The sequence below is a fragment of the Streptomyces panacea genome (genome assembly GCF_040560175.1).
GTDB classification, from domain to species: domain Bacteria; phylum Actinomycetota; class Actinomycetes; order Streptomycetales; family Streptomycetaceae; genus Streptomyces; species Streptomyces panacea.
Genome location: NZ_JARJHW010000013.1, coordinates 48,397 through 72,147, shown reverse-complemented (window position 1 = coordinate 72,147; position 23,751 = coordinate 48,397). Strand labels below are relative to the sequence as shown.

General features: G+C 71.6%; 21 protein-coding genes and 1 pseudogene. 4 read left to right on the top strand and 18 right to left on the bottom strand.

The genetic code is table 11. From position 1 onward, the window contains the following. The 7 genes from P3L51_RS05805 to P3L51_RS05775 all read right to left on the bottom strand — a co-directional run. On the bottom strand, positions 1-1,383 hold a 1,383-nt coding region (locus tag P3L51_RS05805), incomplete at its 3' end, for an Ig-like domain-containing protein (protein WP_354603958.1). A gap of 167 nt (positions 1,384-1,550) precedes the next feature. Then, a complete protein-coding gene (locus tag P3L51_RS05800; RefSeq protein WP_354603957.1) occupies positions 1,551-2,519 on the bottom strand; it encodes a substrate-binding domain-containing protein in 969 nt (322 codons plus the stop codon). A 207-nt stretch (positions 2,520-2,726) separates the two neighbouring features. Continuing rightward, entirely contained in the window at positions 2,727-5,228 is a 2,502-nt protein-coding gene (locus P3L51_RS05795; protein WP_354603956.1) for a hypothetical protein, read from the bottom strand. Next, a complete protein-coding gene (pstS, locus tag P3L51_RS05790) occupies positions 5,225-6,937 on the bottom strand; it encodes a phosphate ABC transporter substrate-binding protein PstS (RefSeq protein ID WP_354603955.1) in 1,713 nt (570 codons plus the stop codon). Before pstS ends, P3L51_RS05795 begins: the two co-directional genes overlap by 4 nt. Further along, positions 6,934-8,250, bottom strand: coding sequence for a phosphate ABC transporter permease PstA (gene pstA, locus P3L51_RS05785; protein WP_354603954.1), 1,317 nt, complete (start codon positions 8,248-8,250; stop codon positions 6,934-6,936). Before pstA ends, pstS begins: the two co-directional genes overlap by 4 nt. A 123-nt stretch (positions 8,251-8,373) precedes the next feature. Further along, positions 8,374-9,375, bottom strand: a complete 1,002-nt coding sequence (pstC, locus tag P3L51_RS05780; RefSeq protein ID WP_354603953.1) for a phosphate ABC transporter permease subunit PstC — start codon at positions 9,373-9,375, stop codon at positions 8,374-8,376. A gap of 61 nt (positions 9,376-9,436) precedes the next feature. Then, a complete protein-coding gene (locus tag P3L51_RS05775) occupies positions 9,437-9,871 on the bottom strand; it encodes a hypothetical protein (protein WP_354603952.1) in 435 nt (144 codons plus the stop codon). Positions 9,872-10,129: 258 nt separating this feature from the next. Between P3L51_RS05775 and P3L51_RS05770 the strand changes: the two genes are divergently transcribed. Next, positions 10,130-10,705, top strand: a complete 576-nt coding sequence (locus tag P3L51_RS05770) for a TerD family protein (protein WP_078074584.1) — start codon at positions 10,130-10,132, stop codon at positions 10,703-10,705. 75 nt (positions 10,706-10,780) lie between these two features. Here P3L51_RS05770 and P3L51_RS05765 read toward each other — a convergent pair whose 3' ends face one another. Further along, the gene (locus P3L51_RS05765; RefSeq protein WP_354603951.1) at positions 10,781-11,380 is read right to left on the bottom strand and encodes a cysteine hydrolase family protein; all 600 of its coding nucleotides are present in this window, start codon (positions 11,378-11,380) and stop codon (positions 10,781-10,783) included. A gap of 204 nt (positions 11,381-11,584) precedes the next feature. Here P3L51_RS05765 and P3L51_RS05760 point away from each other — a divergent pair, with 204 nt between their 5' ends. Beyond that, a complete protein-coding gene (locus P3L51_RS05760) occupies positions 11,585-12,064 on the top strand; it encodes a DinB family protein (RefSeq protein ID WP_354603950.1) in 480 nt (159 codons plus the stop codon). 109 nt (positions 12,065-12,173) lie between these two features. On the opposite strand, the gene P3L51_RS05755 is transcribed toward P3L51_RS05760, so the two are convergent. Continuing rightward, entirely contained in the window at positions 12,174-12,647 is a 474-nt protein-coding gene (locus tag P3L51_RS05755; RefSeq protein WP_354603949.1) for an NUDIX hydrolase, read from the bottom strand. Between the two features lie 160 nt (positions 12,648-12,807). On the opposite strand from P3L51_RS05755, the gene P3L51_RS05750 reads away from it, so the two are divergent. Next, entirely contained in the window at positions 12,808-13,443 is a 636-nt protein-coding gene (locus P3L51_RS05750) for an RICIN domain-containing protein (RefSeq protein ID WP_354603948.1), read from the top strand. Positions 13,444-13,596: 153 nt separating this feature from the next. Here P3L51_RS05750 and P3L51_RS05745 read toward each other — a convergent pair whose 3' ends face one another. The 9 genes and pseudogenes from P3L51_RS05745 to P3L51_RS05705 all read right to left on the bottom strand — a co-directional run bounded on the left by P3L51_RS05745 (position 13,597) and on the right by P3L51_RS05705 (position 22,538). Continuing rightward, complete coding sequence (locus P3L51_RS05745; RefSeq protein ID WP_354603947.1) at positions 13,597-14,325, bottom strand: YoaK family protein; 729 nt, start codon at positions 14,323-14,325, stop codon at positions 13,597-13,599. 71 nt (positions 14,326-14,396) lie between these two features. Further along, complete coding sequence (locus tag P3L51_RS05740; RefSeq protein WP_354603946.1) at positions 14,397-15,005, bottom strand: hypothetical protein; 609 nt, start codon at positions 15,003-15,005, stop codon at positions 14,397-14,399. Between the two features lie 132 nt (positions 15,006-15,137). Further along, entirely contained in the window at positions 15,138-16,145 is a 1,008-nt protein-coding gene (locus P3L51_RS05735; protein ID WP_354603945.1) for an aldo/keto reductase, read from the bottom strand. Between the two features lie 413 nt (positions 16,146-16,558). Then, on the bottom strand, positions 16,559-17,581 hold the full coding sequence (locus P3L51_RS05730; protein WP_354603944.1) for an iron-containing redox enzyme family protein: 1,023 nt from the start codon (positions 17,579-17,581) through the stop codon (positions 16,559-16,561). Positions 17,582-17,676: 95 nt separating this feature from the next. Next, positions 17,677-17,868: pseudogene (locus tag P3L51_RS05725) on the bottom strand (CDGSH iron-sulfur domain-containing protein); the annotation flags it as partial. After that, positions 17,849-18,535: a HemK2/MTQ2 family protein methyltransferase gene (locus tag P3L51_RS05720; protein WP_354603942.1), complete on the bottom strand. Its 687-nt coding sequence runs from the start codon at positions 18,533-18,535 to the stop codon at positions 17,849-17,851. The pseudogene P3L51_RS05725 and the gene P3L51_RS05720, both read right to left, overlap by 20 nt. A 50-nt stretch (positions 18,536-18,585) precedes the next feature. After that, positions 18,586-20,247, bottom strand: a complete 1,662-nt coding sequence (locus tag P3L51_RS05715) for a phytoene desaturase family protein (protein ID WP_354603941.1) — start codon at positions 20,245-20,247, stop codon at positions 18,586-18,588. An 81-nt stretch (positions 20,248-20,328) separates the two neighbouring features. Beyond that, positions 20,329-20,784, bottom strand: a complete 456-nt coding sequence (locus P3L51_RS05710; protein WP_354603940.1) for an SRPBCC family protein — start codon at positions 20,782-20,784, stop codon at positions 20,329-20,331. Positions 20,785-21,026: 242 nt separating this feature from the next. Further along, positions 21,027-22,538, bottom strand: a complete 1,512-nt coding sequence (locus tag P3L51_RS05705; protein ID WP_354603939.1) for a cryptochrome/photolyase family protein — start codon at positions 22,536-22,538, stop codon at positions 21,027-21,029. 218 nt (positions 22,539-22,756) lie between these two features. Between P3L51_RS05705 and P3L51_RS05700 the strand changes: the two genes are divergently transcribed. After that, positions 22,757-23,740 carry a TrbL/VirB6 family protein gene (locus tag P3L51_RS05700; protein WP_354603938.1) on the top strand — a complete coding sequence of 328 codons (984 nt, stop codon included), beginning with the start codon at positions 22,757-22,759 and terminating at the stop codon, positions 23,738-23,740. Positions 23,741-23,751 lie beyond the last annotated feature (11 nt).

The following is a 23,751-nucleotide window of genomic DNA, read 5'->3' as shown; positions in this document are numbered from 1 at the left end:
CAGGCCCCCGCGCCGGGCCCGCAGCACGAACAACGTGCCCAGCCCACACAGGGAGAGCGCGGTCAGGCCCAGCGTCAGCGCGCTGCTGCCGGTCGACGCGAGCGGCCCCGTACCGCCGCCGTCACCGCCCCCGCCGGAACCGCCCGAGCCGCCGGTGTCACCGCCGCCCGAACCCTCCGTCGAGCCGCCGGTCGCCCCGCCGTCGGCGCTCTGCGACTCGCTCGGACCGGGGTCGGGGCCGGGTGCCTCGCCGAGGCTGAAGACGAACTCGACGAGGTGGCCCTCCGCCTTGTCCTCGGTGAGGGTGAGGGTGTACGAACCGTCCGCGAGGGGGTCCGGCACCGTGAACTCGTAGTCGGGAACGGTGCCTTCGGCGTCGGCGGTGGCATCGGGGAAGGGCTCCTCGCTGCCCGTGAGCACGACCTTGACCTTGGCGTCCTTGGTGTAGCCGCGGGCGGTCACGAGGACGGTCTGCCCCGCGGTGAGTGTCGGGTTGACGTCCAGCGGTGTGCCGTCCTCGTCGGTGACGTCGAGGTCCGCGGGCTCGTCGGTCGGGTCGGGGTCCGGCGGGGGCGACGAACCGGCCTCGGTGATCGTGTAGTCGGCGGCCGGGGACTCGGACGGGTCGAACGCGGCCGGGTCGGCCGGGACGAACCTCGCGGTCAGCGAGTGCGCACCGGCGGTGAGCGCGGACGTCTTCAACTCGGCCGCGCCGGCGGCGACATCGACCGCGCCCAGCACGTCGGTGCCGTCGAGGAAGGCCACCTTGCCCGCCGCGTCACCGGGAGTGACAGCGGCCTTGAGCGTGACCTCGGCCCCGGCGGGCGCCGTGCTCGCGGGAGTCGCGGTCAGGCTCGTGGTGGTCGGCGTGGCGGCGGCGGCCTTGACGGCCCAGGAGTCGCCGGTGACCTGGATCTGGGTGGTGAAGTACTCGGGGCCGACGTTGCCCGCGTTACGGCAGAAGAGCCGGATCTCGTACGTTCCGTCGAACTGTCCTGAGGGAACCGCCGTCCCCAGCCGGGTCTCCAGCGCGGTCCCGGCGGGGATGTCGGCCGTTGTGGGGCCCTGGTCGTAGGGCGCGCCGACGCTCGTCCGGCCCAGCAGGAGCGTGCCGCCCTCCGGGCGGACCAGGGTCAGCTGAAGCTGCTCCGCGAAGTCCGTCGGGCAGGCCGCCTCGGTACTGACCTTCGGGAAGGTCGGGTTGTCGGCGATCTTGCCCGACGTCGTCGCGAACGTCAGCTCGCCGAGGTTCTCGGCCGCCCGCGCCTGAGGGGCGAGGCCGACGACGGCGGCCGCCGCTGCCAGCAGCAGCGAGCAGCAGAGCAGCAGGGCGGTGACGGCGGACGTGTCCGATCGTGTGTCTGGCAGTGCGGTGCTTCTCATGGTGGGTCGCCCCCCAATGGGACTGTCGGGTCGGTGGAGTCGGGCCTGGTCGGCGGAGTCGGCGGAGTCGGCGGTGGTGCGCGACGGCGTCTCCCGGTACCGGGGTACGCCGTGGGGCCGGGCACCCCTGGGGGGTGCCCGGCCGGTGCGCGGTCAGGTGATGGTGATCAGCTCTCACCCTTGGTGGTGGTGCTGCCGCAGGTGGCGATCGTTCCGAAGCCGTACTCCTGGATCACGGCGCTCTGCGCGCAGACCTTGGAGGACGTGCCGACGAACGTGGCGGCGATGGTGGCGTTGGTCAGCTTGGCGGTCGGGACGACGTTGTAGACGTCGCGGTTGAACGGGAAGGCGGTGTTCAGCGTGCCGTTGGCCAGCGTCGGCCCGACACCGTTCACCGAGCCGAGCACGGAGAAGCCGCGACGGTCGATGACGTCACCGGGCTGGTTGCCCTGCGCGATGTACTGGGCGATGGAGTACGGGGCGATGTCGCCGGCGCTGTTCAGGGCCTCGCCGTTGTGCTCCTGGACGGTGTCGTCGACACACGGACCGAAGGTGGCCTCGGTCAGGCCCAGCGAGGTCAGGAAGAAGGAGCGGGTGCCGGAGCCGGCCTGGGGCAGCAGCGGGGTGAGCGCGACGCCGTTCAGCGAGGTGGTGGCACAGGTGTAGACGGACTTGAGCTGAGCGGTCGTCAGCGCCTTGGGCAGCGCGCTGTTGCTGCGGACCGCGAAGGTCACCGCGTCCTTGCCGAACGGGATGAAGGTCAGGTCGGTCGTCGAGGTGTTGGCCACACCGCGCGAGGAGCGCGCGAAGTCGACGCAGCCGGTGTTGTTGTCGATCGCGTTGTTCAGCGCGGTGATGCCGGCCGAGGAGCCGTTGGGGCGCGGGATCACGCAGTTGGTCGCACGCGTCTTGATGGTCGTCGAACCGGTGGCGTTGTACGAGGCGATGAGGGTGCCACTGTCGATGGCGGTGCCCAGACCGTTCAGCACGTCCTGGGTGGTGTCGGAGCCGACGCCGGCGAGCACCCGGTAGTTACCGGTGCCGGGGTCGGCGGAGGCCGGTACCGCCAGGGCGCCGAGGGCGAGGGCGGTGGCGCCGACGAGGGCACCGATGCGTGCGCGGGACTTGACGTTCACTTCTGTTCTCCTCCGTCATTACGGATACGAGGAATGGACGCTCAAGCGACAACACTGAATCGCGAGACCGAAAAAGCGCGGAACGCGGTGGCGCAGAATTCCGAATTCTTGATTCACCGGCCCGTCGACCGGCCACCGATTACCTTTCCGTATTCGGTGGCGGCCGACCACCAACTGATAAAGTTGTTCAGGTTACGAGATGATTTCCTAGATGACTCCTGGAGAGCCCGGCCCCGATTTCCGGACGGAAAAGCGCAGCAGAATCGGGCCGGAAAGGGCCGCCAGGCCGCCCGCGACGAGCACGCCGAGCAGCACCCAGCGGATGATCCCGAGGACGGTGGAGGGGGTCAGCCCGCCGGACTCGGCCACGTTGCGCTTGTCCGGATCGGGCGGTGTCGCGGTCGCGTCGGGCGAAGCGTCCGCGTCCGGGCCGGTGGCCGGGTCGCCGCCGCCCGCGGCTCCGCCGGAGGTGCCGGCCCCGCCGTCGAGGCCGGCGGCGGATCCGCCGCCTTCGGTCCCCCCGGCCTGCCCCCCGGTGCCGCCGGCGCCGCCGGTGCCCGCGGAATCGCCCTCCTCCCCGGCCTCCTCGGCGTTCTGCAGACGGTCGGCCGCCGCCAGCGCCCGGGTGCGCAACGCCGCGGGCAGCGGGGCGTAGCCGGGCGGGAGTTGGCCCGGTGAGACACCGGGTGTCTGGCCGTCACCGACCGCGTACCGGACGAGGCCGGCGTAGTCCTTGCGGTCCGCCGCCGGGGTGTTGGTGAACCCGGCCGCGTACACGACCGAGGTCAGCGGGTAGGCGCTGCCCTTCGCCGCGCCGGGGTCGGTCCCGAGCACGCCCGGCACCGGGGAGTTCTTCATGGCCGCCACGCCCGCGAGCAGGGAACTCGTGGTGGGGGTGACGAACGTGCCGTCGGCGTTGCGCAGGGCGGCCGTCTGAAGGCCGTACCGCGCGGCCGACGCGGCGTCCACGAGCGCGAGGACCATCCGTTCACCGGGGAGCGGCGGGGTGTTGACCAGCTTGGCGGGCGAGCCGTTGCTGCCCGCGGCAGGCGTGGTGGTCTCCAGGTTGTTGCCGCGGCGGGTGCGCAGCGCACCGTCGTGCATGTCCTGGACGTACGGGGCGACATCGGTGGTCCCGTACTCCAGGGTCGCCCCGTCGATGGTCACCGTGGTCCGGGTCGGGTCCGCCTTGGGGAAGTCCGACACGGACTCGTCGGTGGCCAGGCCGATGTTCGCGAAGAACGGATTGACTTTCATGCCCCAGGGGTCGGCGCTGCCCGACAGGAATTCCTTCGCCTCACGGTCCGACCTGAGCCACTGCCAGGCCATTCGCGTGGTGTCCGTGTTCGCGAGCTGCACCATAAGACTCATGGGCGGCAGGGACGTCGGCCCCCAGTCCTTGAACTCAGGGTTTATCTCCTTGAATTCCGGGTCGTGGAAAAGACTCGGAGGATTGTCCTTGACGTGCTCGGGTATTTCCCGGCGGCTTCGTGTCACGTCCTTCTGGTACGAGGAGGTGAGAAGTTTGGCCAGCAGTCTGGGGGTGAGTTTCATCGACGTGAGCTGTCCGGCGTCCGGCAGCTCGACGAAGAAGCCGACCGCGAGGCCGCTCACCGCGACGGGCGCGTGGACCACGTCGGGCCCGTCCGACGGTGCCTCGACCGGATCGACGGTGAAGGCGAGTCCGGGCGCACCGGTGGCCGGACGGGAGATCGTGTCCCTGGCCCCGCCCTCACCGCTCTGGCTGAACGCGAACTTGGCGCCGCCGGGAGACGAGCAGACCGCGGGCTGCCAGGACGAGATGGCGTCGGTCAACAGCTCGGAGCCGATGGCCCGGCGCTCCGCCCGGTCGGCCGGACAGCTGTTGCCGACCGGCAGGAAGCCGAGCGGGACGACCATCCGCTGCGCCCAGTTGGAGGCGGTGAGCGGGGAGGACAGGAGCGGGGTGGCCGCGCCGCCGGCCGTTCCGTCGACGTCGTGGTCTCCGCGCGGCACGATCACCAGCCAGCAGGACCGTCCCTTGACGGTGCTCCCCTGTTTCACGGGAGCACCGCAGCCGAGCTGGTCGGCCTCCTGGTCGGTGTTCATGGGGAAGGTGAACTCGCCCGTGCCGTCCGCGTGGGTGATCGCGTACGGCTCCTCGTTGGTGTCGAGGTTCCCGAAGTAGGTCCAGTCGCGTGAACCGGTGGTCGGCGCGCCGCCGTTGGCGGGGCGGAACGGTACGTAACTCTCGCCCTGGCCGTTGCCGACGTACTCCGTCTCCGCCGGGTCGGGGGCCCCGTCGATCTGCCGCAGCGAGGTCCACCCGCCGCCGCTGCTCGTCACGCCGCTGCCGCCGAACTGGCACTGCTCGCGGCTGGGCCCGGCCGGGTCGTCGCCCCAGCACTGCATCAGCTGGAGGTAGTTGTGCCTGAAGCCGGTCTCGGTGGGGCTGGCGCCGGTCCAGGTGACGCGTACACCCTGCGCGCGCAGCTGCTCGGTCTGGTGGACGGTGACCTTGAGGGAGGAGAAGTCGTCGTACTTCCCCTTCTCGCCGGTCACCGTGACCGCGGAGCCGGCCGCCCGCGGGGAGTCCGCCGCCCGCTCCTGGCCCGCCGCCTGCGCCGGGGTGGTCGTGGCGGGCAGTGGGAGCAGCGCCACCACGAGGGCGGCGAGCAGCGCGGCGACGCCTGTCGTCAGCCGTATCCGTACAGACGTGAGCCCGCTCATCGGAAGCCTTCCTTGCGTCGGGTGCGCGCGGCCAGGGCGCGGGCGGTGAGCGGCGGGCCGACGACCACGCCGAGCAGCAGGACGGCCGACAGGGCCATGAGTACGCCGCGCAGGCCGCCCGACTCACCGGCGGCGAGCGTGACCGGGTTGCCCACGACCGAGGAGTCCCCGGTGCCTTCGCCGCCGACCGGTTCGCCGGTGTCCGGGTCGATGACGCCGCCGGCCGCGCTGCCCGCCGTGTCGCCGGAGGCCCCGCCCGCACCGGTGGTGCCCGCGGTGGACGTGCCCGTCGTGCCGCCCGTCGCCGCGCCGCCCGTGGCGCCGCCGGGGCCGGCACCGGCGGTCGCGCCCGTACCCGCGCCACCGGTCCCGCCGCCCGAACCGCCGCCGGACGCACCGGGTTTGACGGGCGTCTTCTCCTTGGCGCCGGCCGTACCGTCCGCGCACTGCGTCGGTCCGCGCTTGTCGCACGCCTTCGGGTACGGGGCGTTCTTGGCGAGGGTGTTGGAACCGTCGGCGGAGAAGGTGGGATTGCGGCACTTCGCGATGTCGATGCTGCCGGTGGGGGCTCCGGGGATCTTGCGGACCTGTGTGAATCCGGCCTGGACGAGGTTCTTCGGCAGCGGCGAGTAGCCGAGTTCCTCGGCCTGTTGCTGGCCGTCGCAGAGGAAGTAGTTGGCGAACGTGCCGAGCGTCCTGCCCTTGGCGGTGGTGAAGGGCTGTTCGGTCCTGGTCGGCACGATCATGTAGCTGTAGCTGGAGAGTGTGTAGGTGCGGCGGTCGGGCGAGCGGTAGACCCCGTCGAGGATCTGGGTCAGATAGTCCGGCGAGTCGCGGTCCTCGTTGATACGGGCCTTCATCAGGGCCACGGCGACACTCGACGCGGTCGGTTCGACGTAGTAGCCGGCCGAGTTGAGCATCTTCGCCACCGGGAAGCCGGTCGTGATCGCGTACGAGTACTCGACGTAGGTGATCGCCCCTTCGGCGTGCCCCTGTTTGGTGAAGCCGGAGACGCCGAGCGAGCCGGACTTGGCGATGTGCGACGAGCCGGGCACGACGGGGAAGTACGAGGTCATCCCGCAGGGGGTGGACCGCCCGGCCCGGCCGCAGTAGTCGTTCCACAGACCGGCGTGCTGCTTGGACATCCAGGTGGTCAACTGGGCCGTCGTACCGGAGCCGTCGGAGCGCACCACCGGGATGACGCGGCGCGCGGGGAGATTGAGCCCGGGGTTGTCGGCCCGGATCTCCGGGGCGTTCCACATGGTGATCTTCCCGGTGAAGATCTTGGTGACGACCTCGCCGGACAGCCGCAGGTTGGTGACCTTCTTGCCACCGATCTTGAGGTTGTACATGAAGGCGGTGCCGCCCGCGACGATCGGCATGTAGGCGTAGCCGCGCTTGGGCGGCGCGTCCGTGGCCCCGGCCTCCGTCAGCCCGTACGGGATCTCGGAGACGGCGAAGTCGGCCGTGCCGTTCTTGAACTGCTCACGGCCGACCGAGGAGCCGAGCGCGGCGTAGTTGACGGTCATGCCGCTGTTGGAGGCGACGTTGCGGCGCCACTGGTCGAGCGCGTTGGAGCTCCAGGTGGAGCCCGCGCCGCTGATCTTGGTGTACGAGGCGGCCTCGGCGGCCGGCGCGTGGAAGGCGAGCAGCGCGCAGAGCAGGGCGGCTGCCGCCAGGGCGAGTCGGGAGACGGTGGCCGGTCTCACGGGGCACTCCTTCTGGGTGTACGGGGTGGACTCGGCTGCTTGGCAAGGGAGTTGGGGTCGGGCCGGCCGGGTTTGCCGGGACCTGGGCCGGGACCGCCGGCGCCGCCGGGACCGCCGGCTCGGGCAGCTCCGCCGGCTCGGGCGGCGAATCGCTCGGCGTCCTGCCGGGAGGCCCGTACCCGCCGGTGCTCCTGACGGCGCGTCAACTGCCCCGGCCCGCGCCCGCCGATGACGCGCGCCACGACGAACAGCAGCAGGACCAGGGCCATCAGCACCGCCGCCGTACCGAAACCGCGCGCGATCATGCTCGGTTCGGGTGACTTGACGAACTCGAAGGTGGCCAGCGGCAACGACACCTGCGGCCCCGAGAACGGGTCGACATTCGCCTCGGCGGTGAATCCGGCGGTGAGCAGCACCGGCGAGGTCTCGCCGACCCCGCGCGCGGTACCGAGGATCACGGAGGTCGTCAGACCGGAGCGGGCGGTCGGCAGCACCACGTGCCAGACGGTGCGCCAGCGCGACGTACCGAGCGCGTACGCCGCTTCGCGCAGATTCCCCGGCACCAGCCGGATCACCACGTCGGCCGCCCGGATGATGATCGGCAGCATCATCACGGCGAGCGCGAGGGACGCGGCGAACCCGGACCGGTCGAAGCCGAGCGCGAGGATGATCGTCGCGTAGATGAACAGGCCCGCGACGATCGAGGGCAGCGCGGTCATCGCCTCGACGACGGTCCGTACGAACCGGGCGAAGCGGCCGGGCACTTCGTTGAGGAAGACCGCGCAGAGCAGCCCGGTCGGCACGGTGATGGCGAGCGCGATGGCGATCTGCTCCAGGGTGCCGAGGATCGCGTGCAGGATGCCACCGGTCGTCAGCGGGTCGAGCGGCCCGGCCTCGGCCATGTCCTGGGTGAAGAAGTTCAGGTGCGGCAGCGCCTTGCGGCCCTCCCACAGCGTGTAGACGACGACGCAGGCGAGCGCGGTCACCATCACCAGGCCGAGGCTCTGTACGACGACGGCGGCGATCCGGTCGCGTACCGCGGGCCCGTCCTCGTCGAAGGAGACCAACAGGCCGTAGAGCAGCAGGAACAGGACGTAGGCGACGGTCAGGAAGCCGACGGATCCGCTGAACGGCAGCAGCCGGGTGAACAGCAGCCCGGTGAGGGACAGGGCGGCGGCAGCGGCGCCCAGCAGCGCGTACACGTCGGTGGCGCGCAGCCGGCTTCGCGAGCGCCGCCGCTCCCCCACGAGCTGCGGGCGCCCGCCCGGCGCGCGCCCGACCGGACCGGCGGGTCTCTCCGGCGCGATGGTCATCTGTGCTGTCCCCTCATCGACTCATCGACCCGCTCGGACCGATCACTTCACTCACTCGCCCCGGCCTCACTCACTCCGAACCCACTCCGACCTCACTCACTCACTCACTCACTCACTCCGAACTCATTCACTCGCCGCGCCGGAACGGCTGCGGGCGACGATCGACGACGCGGCGAAGTTGACGACGAGCGTCATCAGGAAGAGGGCGAAGCCCGCGGCCATCAGGGCCGACATGCCGAACTGGCTGGCCTCGCCGTAGCGCAGGGCGATCAGCGCGGCGACCGAACTGGCGCCGCTCTGCAGCACATGCCACTGGATCTCGAAGACCGGCGAGATGATCAGGTAGACCCCGATGGTCTCGCCCAGCGCGCGGCCGAGCCCGAGCATCGTGCCGCCGATCATGCCGCCCTTGCCGAACGGCAGGACGACGCTGGAGATCATGCCCCAGCGGGTGGCTCCGAGCGCGAACGCGCCCTCCCGTTCTCCGACCGGCGCCTGCGAGAACACCTCGCGCATCACGGAGCACGCGATCGGCGCGACCATCAGAGCGACGACCACGCCCGCTATGAGAGTTGACGACGTGTAGACGGTCTCCGGGGCGAGCGGGTCGGCCGGGTCGGCCCCGGCCACCCGGAAGATCGGGATCCAGCCCAGATAGGTGGCGATCCAGCGGGCGGTGGGCAGGATCTGGCCCTCGAAGAAGAACAGGCCCCACAGGCCGTAGACGACGGACGGCACGGCCGCCATCAGGTCGACGACACCGATCAGCGTCTGGCGCAGCCGGGGCGGGGCGTACTCCGAGATGTAGAGCGCCCCGCCGATCGCCAGCGGTACGGCGACGACGATCGCGACCACCGCGATCAGCACGGTCCCGACCAGCACGGCCGCGATCCCGAAGCGGCCGGCGTCCGGTTCCCACGCCTCGGTCGTCAGGAACGACCAACCCGCCCTGGACAGCGCCTGCCAGGCCCGGTACAGCAGGAACCCGCCGACCAGGAGCATGACGGCGAGCACCAGCCCGCCCCCGCCGCGGGCGACTCCCCGGAAGACGCGGTCGGGCAGGCCCGGGTCCGCGTACAGCCTCCGGGGCACGTCCGCTTCGGCCCCACTCGCTCTTCTCGTCACGCGGCCGACGCTCCCGGTGCGCGATTGACGCGCGCGCACCGAGATGTGAACGAGGTGTGCCCTAAGGGCAACTTCCCGTAACCTCCACCATCCCGGTCAGCAGGGCGCGGAACCGCTGCCCGGCCGCGCGGCAGGTCGAGTGCCGCTCGTAGGGACGCGCCGAGACGGCGACGACGCCGCCTTCGGCGTCACGTAATAACCACATCCAGCCGTTGCCTCCCGCGGTGTGCTGCACGGCGCCCGCGAGCTGCGCGCGCCCGCGGCACAGCGCCTCGAAGGCGCTGCGACAACTGCCGTACTCCCCGAACGGCCGCGCCGACACCGCGACCACGCGGCCGTTCTGCGCGACCACCCGCCAGCTGTACGCCCCGTCGGAGTCGACGTCGATACGGCAGCGGGCCCCGCCCGCGTCGGGTCTGTCGCCACCGTCCGCGCCGTCCGAACTATCAGCGCCGTTCCGGCCGTTGAGGCCGTCCGCGCCGTTGGTAACCGTCATGTCGAATCCACCCCCTGCCGCCCCATCGGAAAGCGGGGCGGCAGGCGCAACTTATTGAGACGGACGTGACAGCGGACGCCACAATCCCGACAACGCTGTCGGTCTTCACGCCGAAGTTGCCCTTAGGGCGCTCGCAGTACACCGGAAGCAAGCCCTTTCCCCGTGCCGGGCACGTGGATGGCCGAGTCACCTGTGTCGCAATTTCTACAGTGTTGTAGATTTTGATCAGTCCATACCATCGAGCACCAGGAGAAGATCGTGGGAGTTTCCCTCTCCAAAGGCGGCAACGTTTCGCTCAGCAAGGAGGCCCCGGGCCTGACGGCGGTGCTCATCGGCCTGGGCTGGGACGCGCGCAGCACGACCGGCGCGGACTTCGACCTCGACGCGAGCGCGCTGCTGGTCAACGCGGCCGGCAAGGTCCCCTCCGACCAGCACTTCATCTTCTACAACAACCTCAAGAGCCCCGACGGTTCGGTCGAGCACACCGGTGACAACCTCACCGGTGAGGGCGAGGGCGACGACGAGTCGCTGAAGGTCAACCTCGCCGGTGTCCCCGCCGACGTAGACAAGATCGTCTTCCCCGTCTCGATCCACGAGGCCGAGTCCCGCAGCCAGAGCTTCGGCCAGGTCCGCAACGCGTTCATCCGCGTGGTGAACCAGGACGGCGGCGCCGAACTGGCGCGCTACGACCTCACCGAGGACGCCTCCACCGAGACGGCGATGGTCTTCGGCGAGCTGTACCGCAACGGCGCGGAGTGGAAGTTCCGCGCGGTGGGCCAGGGTTACGCCTCCGGCCTCTCCGGCATCGCGACGGACTTCGGCGTCGGGGTCTGACCCGCACACCGCACCGCCGAACGACGGCGCCGTCGGCCCCGGGCCCAGCCGGCAGGCTCCCGGGGCCGACGTCTGTCAGGCGGACTTCAGCAGTTCGCGCAGCTCTGCGGTGTCGATGACGTAGCCGCCCCGGGACGGGAACACCTTCTCGACCAGGACGCGATGGACCTCGGGGTCGAGGTCGGCGCCCCCGTCGGACAGGATGTAGACGCGATAGTCGCGGTCGATGGCGTCCATGAACGTGGACAGGACGACGCCGCTGGTGCTGAGCCCGGAGAGGATCAGCGTGTCGATGCCGCGTGCGCCCAACTGCTCGTGCAGGTCGGTGGTGGAGCCCCCGCCGACGCGGATCTTACGTACGACGATGTCGCCCTCCTCGGGGGCGACGCGCTCGTCGATCCGGGTGAGGGCGTCCTCATGGTGCAGCCTCTTCGCGGCGGCGACGGCCGTGAAGTGCTTGTTGGTCTCGGGGACCGCCGCCCAGTCGTCCTCGGTGAAGCCGGCGCGCACGTGGCCGATGGTGCCGCCGACGGCGCGGACGTCGGCGATGGCCCCCTTGATCCGGTCTATCAGGGCATCGGGCTCGGGGGCGCGCGGGACGGTCCCGTTCTGGAAGTCCATCGCCAGCAGGGCGGTCCGCTCAGGGACGATCGCGGGCGGGGTGGTGGCGCTCATGCGGTGTTCTCCTCGGTGAATTCCCAGTGGTGGTCGGGGTGTTGAGGCTATCGGCCAGGCTTCCCCGGCGGTGCCCGCCGCCTCCCCCTACTGCCCCCAGGACCGCCCGGGAACAGCTGGGGATTGCCATTCCGGCATGGATATTTGCCGCGCGGGCCGGTGCCCGCGCATGGTGGCTCGGACTGCCCCCGAGGAGGGATCCGCATGGCCGACACCAAGCCCCCACGCGCCGACGCCGACGCCGACGAGAAGACCACTCTGCTCGGCTTTCTCGACCACCTGCGGAACGCGGTCGCGGGCAAGGCGACGGGAGTACCGGAACCACAGGTCCGCACCCCCGGGGTGGCCTCGGGCACCAGCGTCCTGGGGCTGGTCAAACACCTCACCGTCGTCGAACGGTTCTACTTCCTGGGCGAGGACACGGCCGACTGGGCCGCGAGCATGCGGCCCACGCCCCAGGAGACGGCGGAGCGGCTGCTCGCCGACTACCGGAACGCCATCGAGCGGGCCAACCGGGTGATCGGGGCCTGCCCGGACCTGAGCCTCCCCATCCCGCACCCCCCGCGCCCGGCCTCCGTACCGACGATGCGGTGGGTTCTCGTCCACATGATCGAGGAAACCGGACGTCACGCGGGTCACGCCGACATCCTCCGCGAACAGATCGACGGTTCCACCGGCCGCTGAGCCGCGCACGCGCCCGGTCGGTCGGTCGGCCGTCCGTCCGTCCGAGCCGGACATCTGTCGGACAGGTGGTCGGACGGCGGTCGGAAAGGCGGTCGGGCAGGTGGTCGCCTCAGTGCTGGATCAGGCCGCCGACCGGGACGTGCGCGACATGGCCGGTGGCCGGGAGGGTCCGCGCCAGGGCGAGGCCGATGTCGACCAGCGACGACCGGCGCAGACCGGCGACGTCGGGAATCGGAGTCCAGACCGACGCGGCGATTTCCCCGTTCGGCTCGGGCCGGAGTTGGCCGCCGGTGATGCGGACCTGATAGAAGACGCCGACGTTCTGGTGTTCCGGTCCGCCGGGGACGGTGCGTTCGGCCGCCGGGATGACCCTGGAGTCCACACCCAGCAGGCGTTCGACCACCGCGTCGCAGCCGGTCTCCTCGGCGACCTCCCGGATCACCGCGTCGAACGGATCCTCCGCGTGCTCCACCCTGCCTCCCGGCAGAGTCCAGTTGGCCCGGCCCTTCGGCGGCAGGTGACAGCCGAGCAGCACTCGCCCGTCCTCGATGCACACGGCGTACGCCGCCAGCCGCGAACTCATCCCCGCGCCTCCCCGTTCGATCGCCGCAAGGCGCGGACGGCGGATGGTGGAGTACGGACCCGCCGGGTGGACACGCTACCGGTATGACTGTTGCGCTCCAGAGGGTGAACTTCGGCCGGCCCTCTTCATCTGTGCCGTGAGCAGTCGGTATCAACGGCTCATGCGTACAAGCCGATTCACGAGATTCGCCGCCCGTGCGGCCGCCGTGGCGACGGTCGCCCTCGTGCTCCTGCCCGGAAGCGCCACGGCCGCCGGCACTCCTGCCGCTCCCCCGCGCGCCATGGCTCCTACCGCGGCGCGGGCCGCCGAGAACCCCGGTATCCGGTACACGACGAGCTTCCGCGACGCGGCCGTCTACGAACTGCGTGCCGCCGTCAGCGGGAAGTGCCTCGACATCCGCGGCGGCGGTCGCCCGCAGCCCGGAACGGCCATCCAGACCTTCGACTGCAAGAACGCGCTTCACCAGCGCTTCCACTTCCAGAGCCTGGGCAACGGCAACTTCACGCTCGGCGCCTTCGGCACCTACTGCCTCGGCCCGCAGGGCGGCAGCCCCACCCCCGGGGCCCCGGTCGTCCTGACCACCGGCTCCAGCTGCTCCACCTTCACCTGGAACCACCGCGGTACCCCGGAGCACCCGGACCGCTGGGCGATCGCCGAGGCGAGCACCGGGCAGTGCGTCCGGGACACAGGACGGCGTTCCCAGGCCGTGTTGGGCGCCTGCGGCAGCACCACGTCCCCGGGGCCCGAGGTCTGGGCCCCGCGGTTCGACGAGTACTGGAACTACGACCAGTTCTGAGGCCTGCGCCCGCTGAGCCGCGCGGCCCCCTTCACCCTCCCGTCGTTCGCGCGAGGGTGAAGGGGAAGCCGTCGCGGCCCGGCCTGTCCAGGACGTCGTCGTTCCCCCGTCGCGTGCGCCGCTCCGAGAAGTACGCCTGGGCCGAGGGGCCGTTCACCCGATCCAGGACCCGCGCGCCTGCCTCAGCGGCACCAGCGTGATCGCGACAGCTGCGACCGCACACGCCGCGCACAGCAGAGGAACGTCCGTGTTCCCGTGGACGATGAGCACCGCACCCGCCAGCGCGCCCAGGAACATGGCCACGGCCGTCAGGACCCGCACACCCGCCCTGGCCCCGCTGCCACCCCCCAGCCGGCCGTCCGCCGCGATACCGGTGACCGTCATCGTCAGAACCGTCGTGGTCAGATCGGGTACAGCCAGAGCTCTCACCACAGCGTTCTGCGCCCCCATGGCCACGGCGAGCAGCACGATCAGCGCCCACCGGACTCCCCCGGTGAGCGGCGAGTCCGCCACCCGGCTGATCACCCACGCCGCCAGGAGCAGCACGGTCTGCAGCACGGTGACCGACAACAGCAGCCTGCCGCGATGCCTCGGCCTCCGGTGAGCCAGCCTCCCCCCGACGACCGCACCGGCGCCGAACGCCGCCAACGCCAGAACGGACGCCACCACCGAGAATCCCGAAGCACCCGCCAGGGCGAACGCGAGAAAGACGATGTTGCCGGTCATGTTCGCCACGAAAACCCGGCCGAGAGCGAGATAGCTGAACGCGTCGACCAGACCGGTCACCACCGTCAGCACCAGCAGCAGGGGCGGCAACGGACCGTGCCGGCCGGCCAGGTCGGGTACCAGCACCTCCCGGATCTCGCGCGAAGTACGTCGCATCGACTGCGCCTTTCCCGATGCCGTCACTGACCGGCTTCAATCCGGCGGGTGGGGGCCGGGTGACGGCCGAGTCATGCCACCTGGAGCACTTCGCAGGGGCAGGGGCGGAATTCCAGGCCGAGTTCGTGGTCCACGGCCGTGCTCGTACGCGTGGCGGCTTCGCTGACCTTCTCCCAGGAGCCGTACTTCAAGTAGAGCTGGTCCGCTGTGGGGCCGAGGGGGTTGCCGTACTTCTTCTGGTTGCGTGCCTCCAGTTCCGCGACCTGTTCGCGGGTCATGCCGGCACGGACGACATCCTTGGCGTCGTTGCGCATCTGGACCAGGGTGCGGGCGATGGACTCCTCCGAGTGCCCTTCGGCCCGCATGGCGCACTCCTCGCGCTCCATGTCCTCAAGGAGGTCGTGGTAGCGGATCCGCTGATCGCGGGCGACCTCGCGCTCCTGCGGAGTCTCGCTCCGGATCAGGCACACGACCGGTTCCGCGCTGGTGCAGGGGCCGTGGTCGGGGGCCGCCTGGGAGACAGGCGCGACGACGACGGAGCCGCAGCTGACGGACGATCGGCAGGGGGGCGCCAAGTGCTGGGCCGCGGAGGCGGGCTGAAGGGGGAGGAAGGCGACCTGGGCGACCAGCAGCGCGGGAACCACGCGACCGGCCAGCGAACGCGGACTGAGTAGTGACATGCGCTCAAGGTTGAGGTGGACCACGATGACACCGAGGCATGGCGGGGCCGAAGTACCGCCATGCGGGGCCAACTCCACTCCGCGGAGTGAAGCGAAGCACGGGAGCGGGACTGCTGTGCGGGCGTCAGGTGGTCACGGGCCGGCCGGCTGCCAGGGAGGCGGAATCACGCGCGCGTCTCTCAGGTCCGACCACAGCTGGTCGGGGAGCGGGCGCGCGAGCAGGGTGGCCGACTCGTCGATCTCTTCCGGTGAGCGGGCTCCTACGACGACGGCGGTCACGGCGGGGTGTCCGAAGGGGAATTGCAGCGCGGCCGCCCTCGGAGGGACGCCGTGGCGTGCGCACACCTCACGGATGGTTCGCAGCCGGGCCGCCAACGCCGGCGCGAGGTTCTCCTGTCCGTGCGGCGCGCCGGGCCCGGCCTCGGGCTCGGGCTCGGCGAGCAGTCCGCCCTGGAGGACACCCGCGGCCAGGACCGCCACGCCGCGCTCTTGGCACAGGGGCAGCAGCTCGTCGAGGCCCGACTGGTCAAGAAGCGTCCATCGCCCGGCCAGCATCACGCAGTCGATGCCGGGGGCGGGGGCCTCACGCAGAAAACGCGCGGCGACGTCGGCGTGGTTCACACCGATCGACACGGCTCGGACGACACCGGCGCGACGCAGATCGTCCAGTGCGTGGTAGGCGTCGCCGACGGCGCGGAGGAAGTCCTGTTCGGGATCGTGGATGTGGAGTACGTCCACACTGTCCAGGCCCAGACGCTCCAGACTCTCCTTCAGCGAACGGACCACGCCCTTGCGGGAGTAGTCCAGGCGCGCTCCGAGGCCCGGGGGCGGATCGGCCCAGATCGGCTGGGTGTCCGGTCCACCCGGCTCGATGAGCCGCCCCACCTTGGTGCACAGCACGTACGTGTCGCGCGGTTCGTCGCGCAGGGCCGCGCCGGTACGGGTTTCGGAGAGCCCGTACCCGTAGACGGGCGCGGTGTCGAACAGCCGCACGCCGAGCTCCAGAGCGCGGCGGACCGTCGCCAGAGCCTGTTCCTGGGGCACGGACCGGAAGAGTCCCCCGATGGAGGCCAGCCCGAGACCGAGCCGGCTGACCGTCAGACCGGTCCGGCCCAGGGGAACCAAGTCCTCAGCACGCATGGAGCTCCCAACTGGTCGTCAATTGCCGCGTAGTTCACGCTGGCACATCCCACCGCGAGAGATCAACAGCGCCCCGCACCCGTACAACCCGCGTCTCGACCGCTGCTCGCGCGGACGACGAGCCGATGCGGAACGATACGTCCAGCGCCGGAACGGTGTCGCCCGGACTGGTAGACGCGGTCCGCGAGGCATGGCAGGGCCCGCTCCGCGATCCGTTCCTTGTCCGGCGCCACGGTGCCCAGTGCCGGGTTCGCGTACCGGCCGATGCCGCCGGAGGCACCCGCGCCGAGGGCCGCGGGTTTCATGTCGTCCATGGCTCCCGAGTACCCGTACGCGCCCGGGCGAACGTGCCCACCTCCCTCGGCGCGGCGCCTTTCCCCCCCCGGGGGGCTCGGAGCGGTGTACGCGAGCCGTCAGAGCGGTGTACGCAGGCTGGAGCGGCCATCGCGCCAGGCCGCGAGCGTTCGCTCGCCGACGAGGGCGTCGAGCAGATCGGTGGCCGCGACGCCGAAGGCCACGTCCGCCTCCAGCCACGGCTCGTCCTCCAGGAGCCCGCCGACGACATCGCGGCGCACCACCTGTTCGTGGACGGCGTCGGCCTCCACGTGCTCGGCGTAGAAGTGCACCGCCGCCGCCCCCGCGTCCGCCCGCCGCATCGCCCCGGCCAGCCGGCGGGAGGCGGGCGAGGAGGTGACCTCGACGGCGGCGAAGTGCCCGACCAGGGCGCCGCGCAGGGCGCGGTGCAGTCCGAACATCGACATCAGGTTGACGCTCGCCAGCGTCTCGGCCGTCGCGGCGCCCACGTACCGGCCGTACGTCGTGTCCAGACCGAGGTCCGCCATCAGCTCGGCGAAGAGCCGCGAGTGCATCCGGTCGGCCCGGCCCCCGCCGTACTCGTCGAACTCCACCGCGACCATCGCAGCCTTGGCCCTGCCCCGCAGCCGCGGGATCACCCAGGCGTGCGGATCTGCCTCCTTGAGGTGATAGAGCGAACGCTGGGCGGCGTACTCGCGCAGCTGCCACAACTCCCCCTCGTCCCGGAGGAAATGGGAAAGCCCCGTGCCGTGGACCGGCTCGACGAGAATCCCGTCGAACGCCTCGTCGGCTCCGTGCGGGCGGTCTTCGGTGTCTCTGCGGAGCGCGTCGAGGAAGCGGCGTTCCAGAGCCGCCCGCAGCCCCAGCAGCGCCGGGTGCCACTCCCAGGCGGGGTCGACGCCCCGGAACCCGCGGTAGTGCAGTTCGTAACAGAGGTAGAGCGCCAGATGCAGATCCTCGCCGTACGGATCGGTCCGGTCGGCCACGCCGTCCGACGGCAGGGCGCTCTCCCGTTCGGGGCGCCCGCGCAGCGCGCGGAGGACCCCGTCGCTGAGTTCGCCGCGGCCCGCGGGCGGGACGGGCTCGCTCCGCCTCGGACCGGTCGGCTCCGCCGGCTTCACCCGTGGGCCTCCTCACCGGCGTCGCCGACGTCTGTGGCGTCACCCGTATCGTGCGCGCGGCCCGGACCGGTCCCGGCCGTCCCGGAGCCCGTGGCCCTGCGACGGTGGCTGGTGTCGCACCAGGGATACGTCCGGCTTCGCCGGCAGGCGCACAGGGCCACGGTGAACCGGTCCGAACGCACCGTGCTCCCGTCGTCCAGAGTCACCTCGACCGGCCCCTCGACCAGGAACGGCCCCTCCCGTGTCGGGGTGATGCGGCAGGGCCTGTCACTCGGCGCGTTCGGCACGGATGATCACCAGTTCTTCCTTGTCGTCGCCGGGCGCGATCAGACCGCGCTCCAGCAGCCACTTCCTCCGCGAGGCCAGGACGGGGCCGAAGGGCACCGAGCGGCGATCCGTCACCCCGGCCGGCAGACCCGCGCGCCCCAGCCGCTCCAGGGTCGCGGGTACCCCGCACAGCGCCGAGTGAACGAGGAGCAGTGCCCCACCGGGCCGGAGCAGGCCCGCCGCCCCGTCGCACAGCCGGTCGACGACCAGGCGTCCGTCGTGCCCCGCGTCCCACGCCCTGGCCGGGCCCCGGAGGGGCGGGCCGGCGTCCGGCGCGGGTACGTACGGCGGATTGCTGAGGATGAGCTGGAACCGCCTGCCGACAGCGGGGGCCAGGAGATCACCCCGGACGGCCTCGACCCGCAGCCCGGCGAGCGCCGCGTTCAGACGGGTGGCGAGAACGGCACGGCGGGTACGGTCCACGGCGGTCACCCGCGCGCCCCGCCGCGCCGCGGCCAGAGCGAGGAAGCCCGAACCCGTCCCGACGTCCAGAACCGCCGTTCCGGGACCGACCGACTCCCGCTCCAGCGCCTCTCTCAGCAGCAGCGTGTCCCCCTGCGGCCCGTAGACGCCGCGCGGCAGCATCACCAGGCCGCCCTGTTCGTACGTACTGATCCGACCGAGCATCGACTCACCTCGTCACTCTGCGGTTGCGCGGGGCCCTCGTCCGTCGCGGGTCACGCGTCCGGGTCGGCCTGGGGCCCGCCTGCCGGGCGCGGCTTTCCCGGTGCGTCCTGTCCGGCCCGTACGACCCATGGGGGGCCGGGCACGCGGAGGCGGCGGTCGGTCCGGCCGCGCAGTGCGGCGCGGGCGGCGTTGGCGCCCGGGGCGCCGTGCACACCGCCGCCGGGGTGGGCGGACGCCGAGGCGAGGTACAGGCCCTCGACCGGGGTCTCCGGCCGCCCGGCGCCGGGCGTCGGGCGGAACACCAGCTGCTGGTGCATGGCCGCCGTGCCGCCGTTGATGGCGCCGTCGCGCAGGTTGGCGTCCATCGCCTGAAGGGTGGGTGGCGCGAGGAGGCGGCGGGCCCTGATGCGGGAGCGGAAGCCCGGCGCCCGGCGTTCCACCTCGTTCTCCATACGGTCGGCCATGGCTTCCCGCTCGCGCCGGTCCCACGCCCCGGTCAGGCCGCCCTCCCCCGCGTCCGCCTTGATGCGGTGGGGGACGTGCGTATAGGCCCAGGCCGACTCGGTACCGGCCGGGGAGCGCGAGGCATCAGCCGTGGTCATCTGCCCGAAGAGGAGGAACGGGCGGTCCGGCACCTGTCCCGTGGCGAGCTGCGCGGCGAAGCGGGTGAGTCCGTCGACACCGTCGGCCAGATGGACCGTGCCCGCCGTCGCGGCCTCCGGCGCCGTCCAGGGCACCGGTCCGCTCAGCGCCCAGTCGACCTTGAAGGTCGCGAAGTCCCACTGGAACCGGCGCAGATCGTCCAGCACCCGGCCGGGCAGGTGCGCCGCGTCGACCAGATCGCCGTACAAGGCCGGTGCCGACACGTCGGCGAGCACGGCGCGGGACGCCGGTACGCTCTCGCCCCCGGCCGTGCGTACGCCGACGGCCCGGCCGCCGCGTACGACGACCTCCGTCACCCGCTCTCCGCACCTGACCTCCCCGCCGCGCCGCGCCAGCCGCCGCACCAGGGCCTGGGTGAGCGCGCCGGCGCCGCCGACGGGCACCGGAAAACCGTAGGTCTGCCCGAGCATGGACATCAGCCAGCCGTAGCCCCCGCTGCCCGCCGCCTCGGGGCCGAGGTCCGCGTGCAGCGCGTTGCCCGCGAGCAGCAGCCTGCCGCCCTCGCCGCGGAACTCCTCCTCCCCCAGGCGCCGGACCGGAAGCACCAGGCGCCGGGCCTGTCGCAGCCCGCCGGCGCCCCGGAGCCGGGCGGCGAGGCGGACCCCGGCGCGTACCGGCGGGAAGGGGGTGAAGAGGGCGCGGAGGATGTCGGGGCCCAGCCGGTTCCAGGTGGCGCAGAGGTCGAGCCAGGCCGCCCCGTCGCCCGCCGCGAACGTGTCCAGGTTCGCGGCCGTGTCCGCCGCCCCGCGTGCGAGGACCGCGCACCGGCCGTCGGGGAGCGGATGCGCCAGGACACGCGGCGCGTGCTCCCAGCCGAGTCCTTCCTGCTGGAGCTCAAGGTCCGCGAGGATCGGGGAGGCGGCGGCGAGCGGGTAGAAGGAGCTGAAGAGGTCGCTCACGTAGTCGGGATGGACGCCCCGGTCGCTGCGGACGGCCCCGCCCGGCTCCGGTTGCGCCTCAAGGACCTCCACGCTCCACCCGGCGTCGGCGAGCAGATTCGCCGCGACGAGACCGTTGGGTCCCGCGCCGATCACCACCGCGTCCGGCATGGCAGCCTCCTGGTGTTCTCGTCGGGCCCGTTTCACGGCTGTGCCGGGGCGACCGCACGGGCACACGCCCGCGCGGTCGGTTCAGACCCCCGCGCGCGTGTGGGCCGGGGCGTTCTCCACCACTTCCGCCAGACGGGCGAGCATGCTGCGGTGACGGAGCTGGATCAGCGCGTCCACGGCCGTGTTGTGCAGCAGCCCGCCCGGTCCGCGCAGCGGGTGTTCGTCGATGATGACCAGCGCGTACTCGCCCCAGGGCCGGACCTCGACGGCGATCCGCGCGGTGCCGAGCCGGCCGCTGTCGGCCTCCATTTCCAGCACACCGGGCTCCTCGCACCGCCGGACGGTCGTGCTGCCCGAGGCCGACCACCGCCCCAGCCGGATCGTGTACGTGATGCTCGATCCGACCTCCGGCCACGCCCCCTCCCCGGGCCGCGACTCGGACGTTCCGACCACCCAGTCGCCGTAGCGCGAACCGTCGGCGAGCACCGCCCAGACGTCCGCCACGGACCGTTCGATCAATCGATGTCGTACGGCCATCGGCCCTCCAGCCCTGGTCCACGCCCCCCGGGGTGGGCCGGCCACCAGGTTTTTGGCGAGCTCGGCCGCTTACTTCTCACTGTCGCAGCCGTTCGGGAAACCCGCCGCCTGTCGGATGCCGGAGCGGGTACGGCCACTCACGGACCGCGAGTCGCTGGTCACGGGCGGCGACTCGGGCGTCGGGCGGGCCGTCGCGCCGGCCAACGCCCGCGAAGGCGCGGACGTGCGGCGTAGGGCGCGTCTCAGTCCCGGCGTTCGCGCTCCTGTTCGAGCAGCGCATCGAGGTCACTGAGCCGGTCAAGTCCCCGCACCGCCCGCGTCATCCGCGCGTTGCGTTCGAACCGGTCACGGTGGCGGTGCAGGAGATTCCAGTATCCGGCGGTGAAGGGGCAGGCGTCCTCGCCGACCCGTACGGACGGCTTGTACCGGCACGGGCCGCAGAGGTCGCTCATCCGGTCGATGTAGGCGCCTCCGGACGTGTACGGCTTGGTGGTCATGCGGCCCCCGTCGGCGTACTGCGACATCCCCACCACGTTGGGGACCATGACCCAGTCGTAGCCGTCGACGAAGCTGCGGTGGAACCAGTCGGTGACCGCCTCGGGCTGCCAACCGCGTTGCAGGGCGAAACTGCCCAGGATCATCAGGCGGGGAATGTGGTGGGTCCACCCCGTCTGGCCGACCTGTCTCAGGGTGTGGGAAAGGCAGTTCGCCTCGGTGCCGTCCGGGGAGAGCCGGGTGAAATAGTCGGGCAGTGGCTTGTGGTGGCCCAGAGCGTTGCTCGCGCGGTACCGCTCCTCGAAGTACCAGTAGACGTGCCAGACGAACTCACGCCACCCGGCGATCTGCCGCACGAAACCCTCGGCGCTGTTGAGCGGTACGTCGCCCGACCGCCAGCGTTCCTCCGCCCGCTCGACGCATTCGGCGGGGTCCAGCAGGCCCAGGTTGAGCGATGTGGAGAGCAGGCTGTGGCTCATCGTCGCGTCCCCGGAGAGAACCGCGTCCTCGTACGTGCCGAACGTGGCCAGCCGGTGCTCCGTGAAGCGGCGAAGTGCGGCAAGCGCCTCCCGGCGGGTGGCAGGAAACCCGCGTGGTGCGTCCTCGCCGACGAACTCCACGTCGCCGTCGCGCGACCAGCGGTCGAGGTCGGACCGGACCTCCGCGTCGATGTCGCTCTCACGGGGCCGATAGGGCTTCGGAACGCCCAGGTCGGCGGCGCCGTGAGGCGGGGGCCGCCGGTTGTCGTGGTCCAGGTTCCACCGGCCGCCGGCGGGTCGGTCCCCCTCCATCAGCAGGTCGTGCGTCTGGCGGACCCACCGGTAGAAGTCCTCCTGGCGAAGGCGCTTCGCCCCACGGCCGTCCGCCCAGACCCTGAACTCCTCGTGCGTCACGAGGAAGCCGCGCGCCGGCAGAACACGCACCGAGGGCAACGCGTCCACGAAGGCGCGGGCCTTGTGGGACGTGGGGTGGTGCACCGTCACCCTGGCGTCCCCCACCGCCTCGCGCAGCCCCTGACGGTAGGTGTCCGCCTTGACGTACCGCACCCGCTCACCGAGTTCGGCGGCCCGGTGGCGCATCGCCGAAAGGACCAGGTGCGCCTTGGCACGGTGGAACCGCCGCCGCCGGAAGACACTCCTGGACTCGATCATCAGCAGCGGCGCGTCCCGGTGGGGGCCGCCCCGTGCCGGATCGATGAAATGGGGGCCGAGCTGGTCTCCGAACAGCCAGTGGGTGGTGCCGGACTCTTCATCGGTCATCTCGGCGCTCCCTGGACGGCCCGGTGGCCGGTCGCCTCGACGCGAGGCGCGGCGGCTTCCTTCAGGCATCAAAGCGCACGCCGACGCGGGCCGCGCCCGGCATACGCCAGGTGCCGGACTTCTCGCGGAGCCCGCCCGCGGCCGAGGGACGATTGCGGCGACGGAGACGCCGCATGACACTTGAGAGTGCGGGGCCACGCCCAGTGAGGATGTGTCGTATGCGCGAGAGCGACAACGGCCAGGAAGACTACGACGACGAGAAATTCGAAGCAGAAGACTCAGAAGACGCAGAAGATGCGCAGGACGCGCAGGACGCGGAAGTCGTCTCCGCGGAATCGGACGAATACGCCGAGGGCGACGTGGTCGACCAAGGGCCACCGGATGTGTATCTGGATGTTCCGGTGCTCAATATCGATGAGATTCAGCTGGATGTGAAGGATCTGCGGGCCCATGTGTCCCTCCAGGCGGAAGTACTCGATCTCCTCAAGCTGAATGTCGGAGCGGACGTCACGCTCGGTTCGGTGGAACTCGATATCAAGGGTGTTGAGGCGCGGGCACAGCTGAAGGTCCGCCTCCATAATGTCGCGACCATTGTCAACCGCGTATTGACGACGATCGACAACCACCCGGAGATCCTGGAGCAGCTGACCAGTGGCCTTGGGGAGGCGGTCGAGGAGGTCGGTACGGGCGCCGGGGGCGCCGTCAAGGAGATCGGCCGGGGCACGGGAGACGCCGCGGAGAGCGTGGGCCGGGGCGCCGGGGCCGCTGTGGAGGATGTCGGGCACGGTGCCGGGGAAGCCGTCGAGGACGTCGGCGAAGGCGCCGGTGAGGCTGTGGAAGAAGTCGGCGAAGGCGCCGGGAAGAGCGCCGAGGCCGTGGGGAAGGGGGCCGGCGATGCCGTCGAAGGTGTTGGTCAGGATGCCGGTGAGCGGGTCGGCGAGACGGTCGCCGGTGCCGGGCGTGATGTGGGGGACGCTGCCGGGAGCGCGGGACGGAAGGGGGCCCGCGAAGTCGACGAAGCAGGCGAGGCCGCGACGTCGGACGACGGCGCGGCATCGGACCGGACGGGTAAGGCCGCGAAAGCACGCAGGCGTCCCCGGAAATCCGTGGCGGACAGCCGTTCGGGAGGGCGCGGCGCTCCGGCGGCGAAGAGCGGCCGGGACGACAGGACGGCACGGCGCCGCGACGCGTACAAGCGCTGATTCTCCCCGGA

What these genes read in the sequence shown, in the direction of transcription:
- P3L51_RS05720 (WP_354603942.1), bottom strand. Translation starts at nt 18,535, where the DNA reads ATGCTCGGTCGGATCAGTACGTACGAACAGGGCGGCCTGGTGATGCTG.
- P3L51_RS05710 (WP_354603940.1), bottom strand. Translation starts at nt 20,784, where the DNA reads ATGGCCGTACGACATCGATTGATCGAACGGTCCGTGGCGGACGTCTGG.
- P3L51_RS05705 (WP_354603939.1), bottom strand. Translation starts at nt 22,538, where the DNA reads ATGACCGATGAAGAGTCCGGCACCACCCACTGGCTGTTCGGAGACCAG.
- P3L51_RS05765 (WP_354603951.1), bottom strand. Translation starts at nt 11,380, where the DNA reads ATGAGCGCCACCACCCCGCCCGCGATCGTCCCTGAGCGGACCGCCCTG.
- P3L51_RS05775 (WP_354603952.1), bottom strand. Translation starts at nt 9,871, where the DNA reads ATGACGGTTACCAACGGCGCGGACGGCCTCAACGGCCGGAACGGCGCT.
- P3L51_RS05745 (WP_354603947.1), bottom strand. Translation starts at nt 14,325, where the DNA reads ATGCGACGTACTTCGCGCGAGATCCGGGAGGTGCTGGTACCCGACCTG.
- P3L51_RS05700 (WP_354603938.1), top strand. Translation starts at nt 22,757, where the DNA reads ATGCGCGAGAGCGACAACGGCCAGGAAGACTACGACGACGAGAAATTC.
- P3L51_RS05750 (WP_354603948.1), top strand. Translation starts at nt 12,808, where the DNA reads ATGCGTACAAGCCGATTCACGAGATTCGCCGCCCGTGCGGCCGCCGTG.
- P3L51_RS05740 (WP_354603946.1), bottom strand. Translation starts at nt 15,005, where the DNA reads ATGTCACTACTCAGTCCGCGTTCGCTGGCCGGTCGCGTGGTTCCCGCG.
- P3L51_RS05755 (WP_354603949.1), bottom strand. Translation starts at nt 12,647, where the DNA reads ATGAGTTCGCGGCTGGCGGCGTACGCCGTGTGCATCGAGGACGGGCGA.
- P3L51_RS05760 (WP_354603950.1), top strand. Translation starts at nt 11,585, where the DNA reads ATGGCCGACACCAAGCCCCCACGCGCCGACGCCGACGCCGACGAGAAG.
- P3L51_RS05735 (WP_354603945.1), bottom strand. Translation starts at nt 16,145, where the DNA reads ATGCGTGCTGAGGACTTGGTTCCCCTGGGCCGGACCGGTCTGACGGTC.
- P3L51_RS05715 (WP_354603941.1), bottom strand. Translation starts at nt 20,247, where the DNA reads ATGCCGGACGCGGTGGTGATCGGCGCGGGACCCAACGGTCTCGTCGCG.
- pstA (WP_354603954.1), bottom strand. Translation starts at nt 8,250, where the DNA reads ATGACCATCGCGCCGGAGAGACCCGCCGGTCCGGTCGGGCGCGCGCCG.
- P3L51_RS05795 (WP_354603956.1), bottom strand. Translation starts at nt 5,228, where the DNA reads ATGAGCGGGCTCACGTCTGTACGGATACGGCTGACGACAGGCGTCGCC.